The organism is Dactylosporangium sp. NPDC050688, assembly GCF_040654515.1.
Lineage (GTDB): Bacteria > Actinomycetota > Actinomycetes > Mycobacteriales > Micromonosporaceae > Dactylosporangium.
The window spans coordinates 130,579-144,514 of record NZ_JBFAIC010000008.1; the positions used below are offsets into that span (position 1 = coordinate 130,579).

At 72.0% G+C, this 13,936-nt stretch carries 11 protein-coding genes; 7 read left to right on the forward strand and 4 right to left on the reverse strand.

The window, feature by feature from the left end:
• Positions 1 to 69: 69 nt before the first annotated feature.
• Together pcaD and AB0H83_RS10700 are read left to right on the forward strand one after the other, a co-directional pair.
• Positions 70 to 834, forward strand: a complete 765-nt coding sequence (pcaD, locus tag AB0H83_RS10695) for a 3-oxoadipate enol-lactonase (RefSeq protein WP_360090304.1) — start codon at positions 70 to 72, stop codon at positions 832 to 834.
• The gene (locus tag AB0H83_RS10700; RefSeq protein WP_360090307.1) at positions 827 to 1,819 is read left to right on the forward strand and encodes a nucleotidyl transferase AbiEii/AbiGii toxin family protein; all 993 of its coding nucleotides are present in this window, start codon (positions 827 to 829) and stop codon (positions 1,817 to 1,819) included. Before pcaD ends, AB0H83_RS10700 begins: the two co-directional genes overlap by 8 nt.
• Here the strand turns inward: AB0H83_RS10700 and glgA are convergent.
• Positions 1,801 to 2,985, reverse strand: coding sequence for a glycogen synthase (gene glgA / locus AB0H83_RS10705; RefSeq protein WP_360090310.1), 1,185 nt, complete (start codon positions 2,983 to 2,985; stop codon positions 1,801 to 1,803). The genes AB0H83_RS10700 and glgA overlap by 19 nt on opposite strands.
• Positions 2,986 to 3,125: 140 nt before the next feature.
• Between glgA and glgC the strand changes: the two genes are divergently transcribed.
• The 5 genes from glgC to glgB are packed head-to-tail and all read left to right on the forward strand — an operon-like array spanning position 3,126 to position 11,821.
• Entirely contained in the window at positions 3,126 to 4,361 is a 1,236-nt protein-coding gene (gene glgC, locus AB0H83_RS10710; RefSeq protein ID WP_360090313.1) for a glucose-1-phosphate adenylyltransferase, read from the forward strand.
• A gap of 52 nt (positions 4,362 to 4,413) precedes the next feature.
• Positions 4,414 to 6,573: an alpha-1,4-glucan--maltose-1-phosphate maltosyltransferase gene (locus AB0H83_RS10715; RefSeq protein WP_360090316.1), complete on the forward strand. Its 2,160-nt coding sequence runs from the start codon at positions 4,414 to 4,416 to the stop codon at positions 6,571 to 6,573.
• A 20-nt stretch (positions 6,574 to 6,593) separates the two neighbouring features.
• A complete protein-coding gene (gene treS, locus AB0H83_RS10720) occupies positions 6,594 to 8,327 on the forward strand; it encodes a maltose alpha-D-glucosyltransferase (protein WP_360090319.1) in 1,734 nt (577 codons plus the stop codon).
• 15 nt (positions 8,328 to 8,342) lie between these two features.
• On the forward strand, positions 8,343 to 9,680 hold the full coding sequence (locus AB0H83_RS10725; RefSeq protein ID WP_360090322.1) for a maltokinase: 1,338 nt from the start codon (positions 8,343 to 8,345) through the stop codon (positions 9,678 to 9,680).
• Between the two features lie 8 nt (positions 9,681 to 9,688).
• A complete protein-coding gene (gene glgB, locus AB0H83_RS10730; RefSeq protein ID WP_360090480.1) occupies positions 9,689 to 11,821 on the forward strand; it encodes a 1,4-alpha-glucan branching protein GlgB in 2,133 nt (710 codons plus the stop codon).
• A 6-nt stretch (positions 11,822 to 11,827) separates the two neighbouring features.
• Here glgB and AB0H83_RS10735 read toward each other — a convergent pair whose 3' ends face one another.
• The 3 genes from AB0H83_RS10735 to AB0H83_RS10745 all read right to left on the reverse strand — a co-directional run bounded on the left by AB0H83_RS10735 (position 11,828) and on the right by AB0H83_RS10745 (position 13,887).
• Positions 11,828 to 12,619 carry a hypothetical protein gene (locus AB0H83_RS10735; protein WP_360090325.1) on the reverse strand — a complete coding sequence of 264 codons (792 nt, stop codon included), beginning with the start codon at positions 12,617 to 12,619 and terminating at the stop codon, positions 11,828 to 11,830.
• Positions 12,620 to 12,629: 10 nt separating this feature from the next.
• Complete coding sequence (locus AB0H83_RS10740; protein WP_360090328.1) at positions 12,630 to 13,214, reverse strand: DinB family protein; 585 nt, start codon at positions 13,212 to 13,214, stop codon at positions 12,630 to 12,632.
• An 82-nt stretch (positions 13,215 to 13,296) separates the two neighbouring features.
• Entirely contained in the window at positions 13,297 to 13,887 is a 591-nt protein-coding gene (locus AB0H83_RS10745; protein WP_360090331.1) for a pyridoxamine 5'-phosphate oxidase family protein, read from the reverse strand.
• Positions 13,888 to 13,936: the final 49 nt, after the last annotated feature.

Sequence of the window (13,936 nt, forward strand, 5' to 3'; positions counted from 1 at the left end):
GCATTGTTCACACGCCGGCGGCAGGCCGCCCGGGGGCGGGTGCGGCGCCGGGCGTGGTACAACGACGCGGTGACGGCAACGACGCTGTTCCAGCGCACCAGTGGACCCCCCGGCGCGCCGGTCCTGCTGCTCGGCGGTTCGCTGGGCAGCAACCTCGACATGTGGCGCCCCCAGCTGCCCGCCCTCGCCGACCTGCGGGTGGTGCGCTTCGACCACCGCGGCCACGGGGCGTCGCCGGCGCCGCCGGGCCCGTACCGGCTGGAGGACCTCGGGCGGGACGTGCTGGCGCTGCTGGACCGGCTCGGGATCGCGAAGGCCTCGTACTGCGGGCTGTCGCTGGGTGGGATGGTCGGCATGTGGCTGGCCGCCAACGCGCCCGAGCGGATCGAGAAGCTGGTGCTGATCTGCACCGCGGCGCACCTGCCGCCCGCCGACGGGTGGGCGGCCCGGGCCGAGCAGGTCCGCACCGCCGGCATGGGCAGCATCGCCGACGCGGTCCTCGGGCGGTGGTTCACGCCCCGGTTCCGGGCGGCGCTGCCGGCGAAGGTCGCGCCGTACCGGGCGATGATCGCGGCGTGCCCGGCGGAGGGGTACGCGGGCTGCTGCGAGGCGATCGGCGGCATGGACCTGCGCGACGACCTGCCGAGGATCACGGCGCCGACCCTGGTCATCGCCGGCGCGGACGACCCGGCGACACCGCCGGAGCACGGCGAGCGCATCCACGCGGGGATCGCCGGCAGCCGCCTGGTGGTGCTGCCGGGCGCCGCGCACCTCGCCAACGTCGAGCAGGCCGACGCGATCGCCCAGCTGATCCACGACCACGTCCGTGGCTGACCACCACGGCGGTAACGGCGGCAGAGCGCACCGGGACGTGCTCGACCACGTCCTGGCCGTCGTCGCCGCCGACCCTGTCGGTGACAGCCTGGTGCTGCGGGGCAGCATGACCATGCCGGCGTGGGTCGGTCGCCGGGCCCGCCCGCCGGGTGACCTGGACTGGGTGGTCCGCCCCGCGTTCGTGGCCGGGCTGGACCGGCGCGACCCGTACCCGTACCTCGAGCGGATCGACCCGGTGCAGTACTGGCCGGAGGCGACGCAGGGCGCCGGCCGGGCGCAGCCGGAGACGTTCCTGGACGAGGAGACCGGCGGGGTGCGGGCGCTGCTGCCGCCGGAGGGGCTGCGCTGGATGCACGCCGAGGAGTTCGGCCCCACCGACCCGCAGGAGCAGCCGCACGTGCAGGTCCTCGAGCTGCTGGAGCGGCACCCGCGCACGCCGGGCGGCGCGCTGCTCGACGTCGCCAACGCGCGGCCCGACCGCGACTGGGACTACGCGGCCATCCGTCGCGTGGACGACGACGGCGGCGACGACGCGGCAGAAGCGCCGGCCGGCGCCCGGGTGCTGGTGCCGTGGCGGGCCGGCGACCTGACCGGCACCGTCCAGCTGGACTTCGCGTTCGACGAGCCGCTGCCGGAGCCGCCGGTGCTGACCGCGATCCCCCGCGGCGCCGGCGGCGCGCCGACGGTCGCGTGGACGGCGAGCCGGGCCCTGTCACTGCTGTGGAAGCTGCACTGGATCGCCGAGGACCGGGCCCGTGAGGGCGACGCCCGCGGCAAGGACGTCTACGACGCCGTGCTGCTCGCCGAGCTGGACGTGACCCTGCCGCCCCGGCTGCGCAGGCTGCTGCCGGCGCTGGACCCGGCCGCGGTGCGCGCGATGACCGTCGACTGGTCGGGTCACCCCGTCCACGACCCTGACAGCTGGCTGGACCGCCTCGCCTCGGCGGTCCAGCACCACTGCGGCGGCTACGAGACGGACCGGTAGACGTCCAGGGTCTGCTGGGCGATCGCCGACCAGGAGAAGTGGTCCAGGGCGCGCTGGCGCCCGGCGCGGCCGAGCTCCGCGGCGCGGGCCGGCTCCTCGAGCAGCTCGTTCATGGCGTCGGCGAGGTCGGCGACGAAGCGCGCCTCGTCGAGGGGGGTGCCGGAGCCGTCGGTGACCTGCTCGATCGGCACCAGCAGGCCGGTCTGGCGGTCGGCGACGACCTCCGGGATGCCGCCGGTGGCGGTGGCGACGACCGCGGTCTGGCAGGCCATGGCCTCGAGGTTGACGATGCCCATCGGCTCGTAGATCGACGGGCAGACGAACAGGGTGGCGTGGGTGAGGACCTGGATGACCTCGTGCTTGGGCAGCATCTCCTGGACCCAGACGACGCCGGAGCGGGTGGCGCGCAGGTCCTCGGCGAGCGCGGTGACCTCCGCGGCGATCTCCGGGGTGTCGGGGGCGCCGGCGAGCAGGACCAGCTGCACGTCGGCGGGGAGCCGGCGGGCGGCGCGCAGCAGGTAGGGCAGGCCCTTCTGGCGGGTGATCCGCCCGACGTAGACGACGCTGGGCCGGTGCGGGTCGACGCCGAGCCGGTCCAGGACGTCGGTGGCGGGGTCCGGGGTGTACTGCTCGGTGTCGATGCCGTTGTAGATGACGTGGACGCGGTCGGGGTCGACCCGGGGGTACGCCTTGAGCACGTCGGCCTTCATGCCGGCGGAGACGGCGACGACGGCGTCGGCGGCCTCGATCGCGGTGCGCTCGCACCAGGAGGAGAGGGCGTAGCCGCCGCCGAGCTGGTCGGCCTTCCAGGGGCGCAGCGGCTCGAGGCTGTGGCTGGTGATGACGTGCGGGACGCCGTGCAGCAGCTTGGCGGTGTGGCCGGCGAGGTTGGTGTACCAGGTGTGGCTGTGCACCAGGTCGGTGCCGGCGGCGCCGGCGGCCATCTCCAGGTCGATGCCCATGGTCCGCAGCGCGGCGTTCGCTCCCGAAAGACCGAGCGGGTCCTGGTACCCGGTCACCCCCGCCTCGGTGCGCGGCGCGCCGAAACAGTGCACGCGCACGTCCAGCGGCAGCCGGCGCAGCTCCCTCGCCAGGTATTCGATATGGACGCCCGCACCGCCGTAGACGTCGGGGGGATACTCTCGAGTGAGCAGGTCTACACGCACACCCAAACACTAATCGGTTTCTGGCTCCGCCGGGCTGACGCCCGTCAGCTCCGAGAGGGCTGCGTCACCCACATCCCCCGCTTCGCGCTTCTCGCCAGTTCGTCTGGCGCAACACGCCGGACACGTTTAGCGTCTCGACCATGGCCGCCAAAAAAGTCCTCGCGATCGTCCTCGCCGGCGGCGAGGGCAAGCGCTTGATGCCCTTGACCGCTGACCGGGCGAAGCCGGCCGTGCCGTTCGGCGGGATCTACCGCCTGATCGACTTCGTGCTGTCGAACCTGGCCAACGGCGGCTACCTGAAGATGGTCGTGCTCACCCAGTACAAGTCGCACTCGCTGGACCGGCACGTGACCAAGACGTGGCGGATGTCGACGCTGCTGGGCAACTACGTGACGCCGGTGCCGGCGCAGCAGCGGCTCGGGCCGCGCTGGTTCGCCGGGTCCGCGGACGCGATCTACCAGAGCCTGAACCTCATCAACGACGAGCGGCCCGACTACGTGATCGTGTTCGGCGCGGACCACATCTACCGGATGGACCCCGAGCAGATGATGCGCCAGCACATCGAGTCGGGGGCGTCGGTGACGGTCGCCGGGATCCGCCAGCCGCTGTCCAGCGCCGACCAGTTCGGGGTGATCGAGGTCGCCGACGACGGGCGGCAGATCTCCGCGTTCCGGGAGAAGCCCCGCGACGCCAAGGGGCTGCCGGACGCGCCGGACGAGATCTTCGCGTCGATGGGCAACTACATCTTCACCACCGCGGCGCTGATCGAGGCGGTCACCCGCGACGCGCAGGACCCGACCAGCAAGCACGACATGGGCGGCAACATCATCCCGTACTTCGTCGACAAGCACGAGGCGGCGGTCTACGACTTCAGCAACAACGTGGTGCCGGGCAGCTCCGAGCGGGACAAGGGCTACTGGCGCGACGTCGGGACCCTGGACTCGTTCTACGAGGCCAACATGGACCTCATCGCGGTCCAGCCGGTGTTCAACCTGTACAACTTCGAGTGGCCGATCTACACGGGCAACAACCCGTGGCCGCCGGCGAAGTTCGTGCACGGCTGGGGCGAGCGGGTCGGCCGGGCGGTCGGCTCGATGATCTCGCCCGGCGCGGTCATCTCCGGTGCCCTGGTGGAGAACTCGGTGGTGTCGCCGAACGTGAAGGTCCACTCGTGGGCGCACGTCGAGGGGTCGGTGCTCATGGAGGGGGTCGACATCGGGCGGCACGCCGTGGTCCGCAACGCCATCCTCGACAAGAACGTGATCGTGCCCGAGGGCGCGGAGATCGGCGTCGACCTGGAGAAGGACCGGACCCGGTACACGGTTTCCGAGGGCGGGATCGTGGTCATCGGCAAGGGTCAACGCATCGAGCCCTAGCAAGACGCCGCTAACGCTGCCAACGCCGCGCCGATTCGATACGGTGGGGATCATGGGTACCCCGACGCCCGAAGCCACAGTGCCTGCCACCGCGCCCGCCGGCGCCGCGCCCGCCATTGCCAGGACCGACACCGAGACCGCGCTCGCCAGCGAGGATCCGGTGGAGGTCGCCGACTCCCCCGCCGGCACGTGGCAGGCGGCCACCGGGCCGGGTGCCGCCGCGGGCGCCGGCCCGGGTGTCCCGCTCGAGGACCGGTTCCCGATCGAGCAGGTGACGCCGCAGGTGGAGGGCGGCCGGTTCCCGGCGAAGGCCGTCGTCGGCGAGCTGGTCCCGGTGAGCGCGGTCGCCTACCGCGAGGGCCACGCGATGATGGGCTGCAACGTGGTCCTCATCGGCCCGGACGGCAAGGAGGGCCCGTTCAGCCGGATGACCCCGGGCGCGCCGGGCACCGACCGCTGGCACGGCACGGTGCGGCCCGACGCGGTCGGCGCGTGGACGTTCGCGGTCGAGGCGTTCTCCGACCCGTACCTGACCTGGCACGACGCGGTCACCAAGAAGATCGGTGCCGGGCAGGGCCTGCAGGACCTCGGCAACGACCTGGCGGAGGGCGCGGCGCTGCTCAACCAGGCGGCGACCGGCGTCCCGGCGGCCGAGCGGCCCCGGGTCACCGGCGCGGCGCAGGCCCTGGCGGACACGTCGATCCCGCTGTTCGCGCGGATCTCCCCCGCGCTCGGGCTGACCGACGTGCTGTGGCGGTATCCGGTGCGCCAGCACGTGACCCGCTCCAGGGAGCTGCCGATCTGGTGCGACCGGCAGCGGGCGCTGTTCTCGGCGTGGTACGAGTTCTTCCCGCGGTCGGAGGGTGCCGTCGTCGACGAGCACGGCAAGCCGGTGCGGCACGGCACGTTCGCCTCGGCGACGCCGCGGCTGCAGCAGGTCGCCGACCTGGGCTTCGACGTGGTGTACCTGCCGCCGATCCACCCGATCGGCCGGGTCAACCGGAAGGGGCCGAACAACACGCTGGTGGCGGGGCCGCAGGACGTGGGCTCGCCGTGGGCGATCGGCGCCGAGGAGGGCGGCCACGACGCGATCCACCCGGAGCTGGGCACCCTGGAGGACTTCCGGGCGTTCATCGCCGCCGCGCACAACGCGGGCGTGGAGATCGCGATGGACCTGGCGCTGCAGTGCGCGCCGGACCACCCGTGGGTCATCGAGCACCCGGAGTGGTTCACCACCCGGGCCGACGGTTCGATCGCCTACGCGGAGAACCCGCCGAAGAAGTACCAGGACATCTACCCGCTGAACTTCGACAACGACCCGCGCGGCATCCGCGACGAGATCCTGCGGGTCGTGCTGCACTGGGTCCGCAACGGCGTGAAGATCTTCCGGGTCGACAACCCGCACACCAAGCCGGTCGGGTTCTGGCACTGGATCATCGACGAGGTCAAGTCGGTCGATCCCGACGTGCTGTTCCTGGCCGAGGCGTTCACCCGGCCGGCGATGATGCACGGGCTGGGCAAGCACGGCTTCACGCAGTCCTACACGTACTTCACGTGGCGGGTGCAGGCGTGGGAGCTGCGCGAGTACGTGCAGGAGCTGATCGCGGCCGCGGACTACATGCGGCCCAACTTCTGGCCGAACACGCCGGACATCCTGCCCGAGCACCTGCAGCACGGCGGCCCGCCGATGTTCAAGATCCGGGCGGTGCTGGCCAGCCTGCTCAGCCCGTCGTGGGGCATGTACGCGGGCTTCGAGCTGTTCGAGCACCTGCACCGGCCGGGCTCCGAGGAGTACCTCGACAACGAGAAGTACCAGCTGCGCCCGCGGGACTGGGCCGCCGCCGAGGCCGCCGGGGAGTCGCTGGCGCCGTACCTGCAGCGGCTCAACCAGGTGCGGCGGGACAACCCTGCCCTGCACTGGCTGCGCAACACCGTCTTCCACGGCATCGACAACGAGCAGATGCTGTGCTTCTCGAAGCGCGAGCCGGGCGGCGACAATGCCGTGCTCGTGGTGGTTTCGCTTGATTCGTACAACGTCCAGTGGGGTAACACCACGTTGGACATGCCCGCGCTCGGTTTCGACTGGCACGAGCGGTTCACGGTGCGCGACGAGCTCACCGGCGCGACCTTCGACTGGGGACAGCACAACGCGGTCCGGCTCGACCCCCTGTACGAGCCGGCGCACGTGTTCACGGTGCACCGTCACCGGTAACAAGCAAGGTAGGTGGCAGCATGACGGATCCGGTCGAGGGCACCCACGTTCAGGACGGCACGGTCGAGCATCCCTCGGCGAGCGACTTCGGCAACGCCCGGATCCTGCCGGCGGACGAGACCTGGTATCAGCGTGCGGTGTTCTACGAGGTCCTGGTCCGCGCGTTCGCCGACTCCAACGCCGACGGCTCCGGCGACCTGCAGGGGCTCATCGGCCAGCTCGACTACCTGCAGTGGCTCGGCGTGGACTGTCTCTGGCTGCCACCGTTCTACGACTCGCCGCTGCGTGACGGCGGCTACGACATCCGCGACTTCTACAAGGTGCTGCCGGACTTCGGCACCGTCGATGACTTCGTGGAGCTGCTCGACGCGGCGCACAAGCGCGGCATCCGGGTCATCACCGACCTGGTCATGAACCACACGTCGGACTCGCACCTGTGGTTCCAGGAGTCGCGGCGGGACCCGACCGGCCCGTACGGCGACTACTACGTGTGGAGTGACGACAACACCGGCTACGCCGACGCGCGGGTCATCTTCGTGGACACCGAGGAGTCGAACTGGACGTTCGACCCGGTGCGCCGGCAGTTCTACTGGCACCGGTTCTTCCACCACCAGCCGGACCTCAACTACGAGAACCCCGAGGTCCAGCGGGAGATGCTGGACGTGCTGCGGTTCTGGCTCGGCCTGGGCATCGACGGGTTCCGGCTCGACGCGGTGCCGTACCTGTTCGAGGACGAGGGCACCAACTGCGAGAACCTGCCGGCGACGCACGAGTTCCTGCGCCGCTGCCGCAAGGTCGTCGACGACGAGTTCCCGGGCCGGGTGCTGCTCGCCGAGGCCAACCAGTGGCCGGCGGACGTGGTGCAGTACTTCGGTGACGGCGACGAGTGCCACATGGCGTTCCACTTCCCGCTGATGCCGCGCATCTTCATGGCGGTGCGCCGGGAGTCGCGGTTCCCGATCTCGGAGATCCTCGCGCACACCCCGCCGATCCCGGCGAACTGCCAGTGGGGCATCTTCCTGCGCAACCACGACGAGCTGACCCTGGAGATGGTCACCGACGAGGAACGCGACTACATGTACGCGGAGTACGCCAAGGACCCGCGGATGCGCGCGAACGTCGGCATCCGGCGGCGGCTGGCGCCGCTGCTGGAGAACGACCGCAACCAGATCGAGCTGTTCACCGCGCTGCTGCTGTCGCTGCCGGGCTCGCCGGTGCTGTACTACGGCGACGAGATCGGCATGGGCGACAACATCTGGCTCGGTGACCGCGACGGGGTCCGCACCCCGATGCAGTGGACCCCGGACCGCAACGCCGGCTTCTCCCGGGCGAACCCGGGACGGCTGTACCTGCCCGCGATCCAGGACCACGTGTACGGGTACCAGTCGATCAACGTCGAGGCGCAGAAGGAGAACTCGACGTCGGTGCTCAACTGGACACGCACCATGCTCGCGGTCCGCCGCCGGCACGAGGCGTTCGCCGTCGGCACGTTCCGGGAGCTCGGCGGGTCCAACCCGTCGGTGCTGGCGTACGTGCGCGTGCACGAGGACGACGTCGTGCTGTGCGTGAACAACCTGTCGCGGTTTCCGCAGCCGATCGAGCTCAACCTGCAGCAGTGGGCCGGTTGGACCCCGATCGAGCTCACCGGACACGTCCAGTTCCCGAACATCGGCCAACTGCCCTACCTGCTCACGCTGCCCGGCCACGGCTTCTACTGGTTTCAGCTGTGCGGCCCGCCGGCTGAGCAGAGCTGAGGAGAGAGCTTCGTCATGACGTCCCTGCCGTTCACCGACTGGCTGCCGCATCAGCGGTGGTACGCGGGCCGCAACCGCCACCTGACCGACGTCCGCCCGGCGGTCGTCACGCAGCTGCCCGACCAGGTCGACCATGTCCTGCTCGACGCGCACTACGAGGACGGCGGCACCGAGCGCTACCAGGTGTTCGTGGGGTGGGACCTCAACGTCATCTCGGAACTGGCGGCCGCGGCGCTGATCGGCGCCGACGGCGACCACACCGGCTCCGACGCGCTCTACGACGAGCAGGCCGCCCAGCGCCTGCTCGGCCTGATCGACACCGGCGCGACCGTCGAGGGCATCCGCTTCGTGCCGGAGCCGGGGGTGGCGCTGCCGGTGCAGGCGGCCGCCCGGGTCATCGACGCCGAGCAGAGCAACACCAGCGTCGTGTTCGACAGCGCCGCGATCCTGAAGGTCTTCCGCCGGGTGAGCCCCGGCATCAACCCGGACCTGGAGCTCAACCGGGTCCTCGCCCGGGCCGGCTGCCCCAACGTGGCGCGGCTGCTCGGCGCGATCGAGAGCACCGACACCGACGGGGCGCCGGTCACCATGGCGATGGTCGCCGAGTACGCGCAGAACTCCGCGGAGGGCTGGGCGATGGCGGCGGCCAGCGCCCGGGACCTGTTCGCCGAGCACGACCTGAACCCGGAGGAGGTCGGCGGCGACTTCGCCGCCGAGTCGTGGCGGCTCGGCGAGGCGGTCGCGCACGTGCACCGCACCCTCGCCGTGGAGCTCGGCACGTCCACCGCGCCGGCGCCGGCCGAGGCGATGCTGGCCCGGCTGGACGTCGCGGTGCAGGCGGTGCCGCAGCTGGCCGAATTCGTGCCGGGCGCGCAGGCGATGTTCCGCGACGCCGGCGACGAGCCGGTCAAGGTCCAGCGCATCCACGGCGACCTGCACCTGGGTCAGGTGCTGCGCACCCCCGAGTCGTGGCTGCTCATCGACTTCGAGGGGGAGCCGGGGGTACCGGTGGAGCAGCGCCGCCGCCCCGACTCGGTGCTGCGCGACGTGGCCGGGATGCTGCGCTCCTACGAGTACGCGGCGTACCAGCTGCTGGTCGGCGAAGAGGACGACGAGGCCCTCGCCGAGCGGGCCCGGCAGTGGGTCGACCGTAACCGGGCCGCGTTCTGCGACGGCTATGCTGCGGCCGCCGGTTACGACCCCCGCGAGGACCAGGCGTTGCTGTGCGCGTACGAGCTGGACAAGGCGGTCTACGAGACCGCGTATGAGTCCCGGCACCGGCCGACCTGGCTGCGGATCCCCCTGCAGTCCATCGAGCGGCTGGTCAAGGGCTCGCTGACGGAACCCAGGTGACGGAGCTTATGAACCTCGACGACCTCATCGCCGGCCGGTCGCACGACCCGCACGGCGTCCTCGGCGCCCATCCCGTCGGCGGCACTGGAACTGACGCTGACGGCGGCACGACCGTCATCCGGGCGCTGCGCCGCGGCGCCGGCACCGTCACCGTCGTCGCCGACGACGAGCGCCACCCGATGCGTCAGGTCCACGGCGACGGGATCTTCGAGGTGGAGCTGCCCGGGGTCGTCACCGACTACCGCATCGACGCCGACGGGGTGCTGACCGACGACCCGTACCGGCACCTGCCGACCGTCGGCCAGCTCGACCTGCACCTGATCCAGGAGGGCCGGCACGAGCGGCTGTGGACGGTCCTCGGCGCGCAGACCCGCCCCGGCGGGGTCGCGTTCGCGGTGTGGGCGCCCAACGCCCGCGGCGTCCGGGTCGTCGGCGACTTCACCGGCTGGGGGCCGCACGACGGCTGGCCGATGCGGTCGCTGGGCGGCAGCGGCGTGTGGGAGCTGTTCGTGCCGGGCGCGCAGCCGGGCCAGCGGTACAAGTACCGGCTGCTGACCCCCGACGACGGCTGGGTCGAGAAGGCCGACCCCCTGGCGCAGCACACCGAGGTGCCGCCGGCGACCGCGTCGGTGGTGTACCGCTCCGCCTACGACTGGAAGGACGCCGACTGGCTCGCCCAGCGCGCCGAGCGCCGCACCCACGAGTCGCCGGTCAGCGTGTACGAGGTGCACCTCGGCTCGTGGCGGCCCGGGCTGTCCTATGTGGAGCTCGCCGACCAGCTGACCGAGTACGTCAGCGACCTGGGCTTCACCCACGTGGAGTTCCTGCCGGTGATGGAGCACCCGTTCGGCGGCTCCTGGGGCTACCAGGTCACCGGCTACTACGCGCCGACCGCGCGCTTCGGCAGCCCCGACGAGTTCCGGTACCTGGTGGACCGGCTGCACCAGGCGAACATCGGGGTCATCCTCGACTGGGTGCCGGCGCACTTCCCGAAGGACGCGTGGGCCCTGGCCCGCTTCGACGGCACCCCGCTGTACGAGCACGGCGACTGGCGCCGCGGCGAGCACCCCGACTGGGGCACCCTGATCTTCGACTTCGGCCGGTCCGAGGTCCGCAACTTCCTCGTCGCCAACGCCCTGTACTGGTGCGAGGAGTTCCACGCCGACGCCCTGCGGGTCGACGCGGTCGCCTCGATGCTGTACCTCGACTACTCCCGTGAGCACGGGCAGTGGGCGCCGAACCAGTACGGCGGCCGGGAGAACCTCGACGCGATCTCGTTCCTGCAGGAGGCGAACGCGACCGTCTACAAGCACCACCCGGGGATCATGATGATCGCCGAGGAGTCCACGGCGTGGCTCGGCGTCACCCGCCCCACCGACTCCGGCGGTCTGGGCTTCGGCTTCAAGTGGAACATGGGCTGGATGCACGACACCCTGACCTACGTCGCCAAGGATCCGGTGTACCGGCAGTACCACCACAACCAGATGACGTTCGCCACGGTGTACGCGTGGAGCGAGAACTACATGCTGCCGATCAGCCACGACGAGGTCGTGCACGGCAAGGGCTCCCTCGTCGGCAAGATGCCCGGCGACCTGTGGAAGAAGCTCGCCAACGCCCGCGCGCTGCTGGCGTACATGTGGTCGTTCCCCGGCAAGCAGCTGCTGTTCATGGGCTGCGAGCTCGGCGACGAGCAGGAGTGGAGCGAGGAGCGCGGCCTGAACTGGGGACTGCTGCACGACCCCGGCCGCGCCGGCCTGCAGCGGCTGGTGCGCGACCTCAACGCCGTCTACCACCGCACCCCGGCGCTGTGGAGCCAGGACGTCACCCCCGACGGCTTCCGCTGGATCAACAACGAGGACTCCGGCGGCAACGTCTTCTCCTACCTGCGCTGGGGCGCCGACGGCTCCGCGGTCGCGGTCGTGGTCAACTTCGCCGCCCACCCGCACGAGGGCTACCGCGTCGGCCTGCCGTTCAGCGGCCGCTGGTCGGAGATCCTCAACACCGACGCCGACGTCTACGGCGGCTCGGGCGTGGGCAACATGGGCGCCGTCGAGGCGACCGCCGTGCCGTGGAACGGCCTGCCGGCCTCCGCGCAGCTGCGCGTCCCCCCGCTCGGCGCGCTCTGGCTCAAGCTCGGCTGACGGGGCTCAGGGCGGGGTGGGCTGCGCCGCGTAGAGGGAGTCGAACACCGGCAGCGGGTTCAGCATCGTGTACGACCGGGCCCGGTCCCCGGCGATCAACGCCGAGCAGGCCGGGTCGACGAGCACCGCCAGCGGGGGCTGCCGCGGGTAGGTGAACACCAGGCTGAGCTGGACCGGCAGGGTGATCGGCAGGCAGGCCTGGTCCACCGGCAGCGACGGCAGCGCGTTGAGCACCGCGGTGAAGCGGTCGACGCCGGTGGTGAGCACCCTCGGGACGGCGGCGCCGGTCCCCGGTGCCGGGGTGGTGCCGGACCCGGGCCGGCCGGGGCGGGTCGTGGCCAGGGGCGTCTCGCACCGGGTGACCGTGGTGGCGCCGGGCGGGACGAGCGGGCCGCCGGCGTCGGTGGGCACCAGCCCGCCGGCGCGCAGCGGCACCTCGGCGCAGTTCACGGCGGTCCAGACCGCGCCCGGCGACGGCGGCGCCATCGACGGCGACGCCTGCGCGCCGTCCGACGCAGCCGCCCCGGAGGCTCCCGGCGTGACGGGCGCGGCGCTCCCCGGAGCACTTCCTGCGGCACTTCCTGCGGCGCTGCCCTGGGTGGACGGCACGCCCGGGGCGGGGCCCGGGACGGACGGCGACGACGGGTCCACCGGCGGCATGGGCGCGACCCCGGCCGCGAGCCGCGGACCGGCGGCCGGCCCGCTCGGCGCGCCAGTATGAGCGCCGGCGAGCATCGCGGCGCCGCTCGCGGCGAGCGCCGCCACGGCGGCGAGCGTCACCGGGACGGGGACGGCCATGCCCTCCAGGCTAGGCGGGCCGCTCCCCCGCGGTGGCGGGTTGCCAGGGCTGCACCCAAGGCGTGGCCGGCCAGCCCTCGGCGGCGGCCATGAGCGGCCAGCAGGTGGCGCCGTCGACGGCCTCCCGCACGATGTCGGCGTGCCCGGCGTGGCGGGCGGTCTCCTCGATGAGGTGCAGCAGCACCCAGCGTACCGACCAGTGCTCGACGTCGTCGGGGAACCACGGCACGCCCTTCGGCACCGGCACGGGCCGGCCCATGTCCTCGATCCCGGCCACCGCCGCGGCGGTCTCCTCGGCGGCCTTCGCGTAGTCGGCGAGGACCTCGGCGAGGGTCTCGTCCTCGCGGAGGCGGAAGCCGTCCTCGTAGTCCGCCTGCTGGCCGCTCTCCTGCAGCATGATCGACACCCAGTTGCGCTCCATCTGGGCGAGGTGCTTGACCAGGCCGCCGACGGTCAGGGTGCTGGCGGTCGGCGCCAGCCTGGCCTGCTCGTCGGTGAGGCCGTAGGCGGCGTTGCGCACGGCGTGGCGCTGCTGGTCCAGGAAGGCGAGCAGCCCTGAGCGCTCGTCGGCGACCGGTGGCACGTTACCCGGCATGGCGGTGACCCCTCTTCCGCGGCAATGGTGAACACCATCCTGCCCCGGGTTGCGGTCAGTCTCTGTCCGCAACCGGATCCTGTCACCCGGCGGGTGTCGGCGGCAGCGGCAGCGGCAGGCCGGGCAGCCCGTCGATGCTGGTGGCGACGTGCTCCTTGCCGGCGAAGTACCTGTCCAGCGACGCGTCGTCCTCCCGGGCGAAGCGCTTGGCGTGCAGGTCCCGGTCGGCGTCGTAGGTCATGAACGGCACCGCGTAGCCGCACGTGTCGCGGATCAGCTCGGCGTGCACGACGATGATCGCGCGCAGCCCGTGCTGGGTGGTGTCGATGCCCGGGAAGTGCGCCGTCAGCTGCGGCCAGCGGGGGTCGTCGCGGAACACCGGCTCGCCGCGGCCGTGCACCCGCACGATGTTGGGCGGCCCGTCGAACGCGCACCACATGAGCGTGATCCGCCCGTTCTCCCGCAGGTGGGCGATCGTCTCGGCGTTGCTGCCGGCGAAGTCGAGGTAGGCCACGGTGAGCTCGTCGAGGATGGCGAACGACCCGGTGAGGCCCTTCGGGGACAGGTTCACGGTGCCGTCGCCGGACAGCGGCGCGGTCGCGGTGAAGAAGATGTGCTGCGCCTCGATGAAGGTGCGCAGCCGGCCGTCGATACGTTCGTACACCTTGCCCATGAGGTCATCGTCCCGCTCAGCGGCCGGTCGCGTCAGCCCCGTTTCCCAT

Coding starts and splice junctions, on each gene's coding strand:
- AB0H83_RS10725 (WP_360090322.1), top strand. CDS start 8,343: ATGACGTCCCTGCCGTTCACCGACTGGCTGCCGCATCAGCGGTGGTAC.
- AB0H83_RS10740 (WP_360090328.1), bottom strand. CDS start 13,214: ATGCCGGGTAACGTGCCACCGGTCGCCGACGAGCGCTCAGGGCTGCTC.
- treS (WP_360090319.1), top strand. CDS start 6,594: ATGACGGATCCGGTCGAGGGCACCCACGTTCAGGACGGCACGGTCGAG.
- AB0H83_RS10745 (WP_360090331.1), bottom strand. CDS start 13,887: ATGGGCAAGGTGTACGAACGTATCGACGGCCGGCTGCGCACCTTCATC.
- AB0H83_RS10715 (WP_360090316.1), top strand. CDS start 4,414: ATGGGTACCCCGACGCCCGAAGCCACAGTGCCTGCCACCGCGCCCGCC.
- glgB (WP_360090480.1), top strand. CDS start 9,689: ATGAACCTCGACGACCTCATCGCCGGCCGGTCGCACGACCCGCACGGC.
- AB0H83_RS10735 (WP_360090325.1), bottom strand. CDS start 12,619: ATGGCCGTCCCCGTCCCGGTGACGCTCGCCGCCGTGGCGGCGCTCGCC.
- glgC (WP_360090313.1), top strand. CDS start 3,126: ATGGCCGCCAAAAAAGTCCTCGCGATCGTCCTCGCCGGCGGCGAGGGC.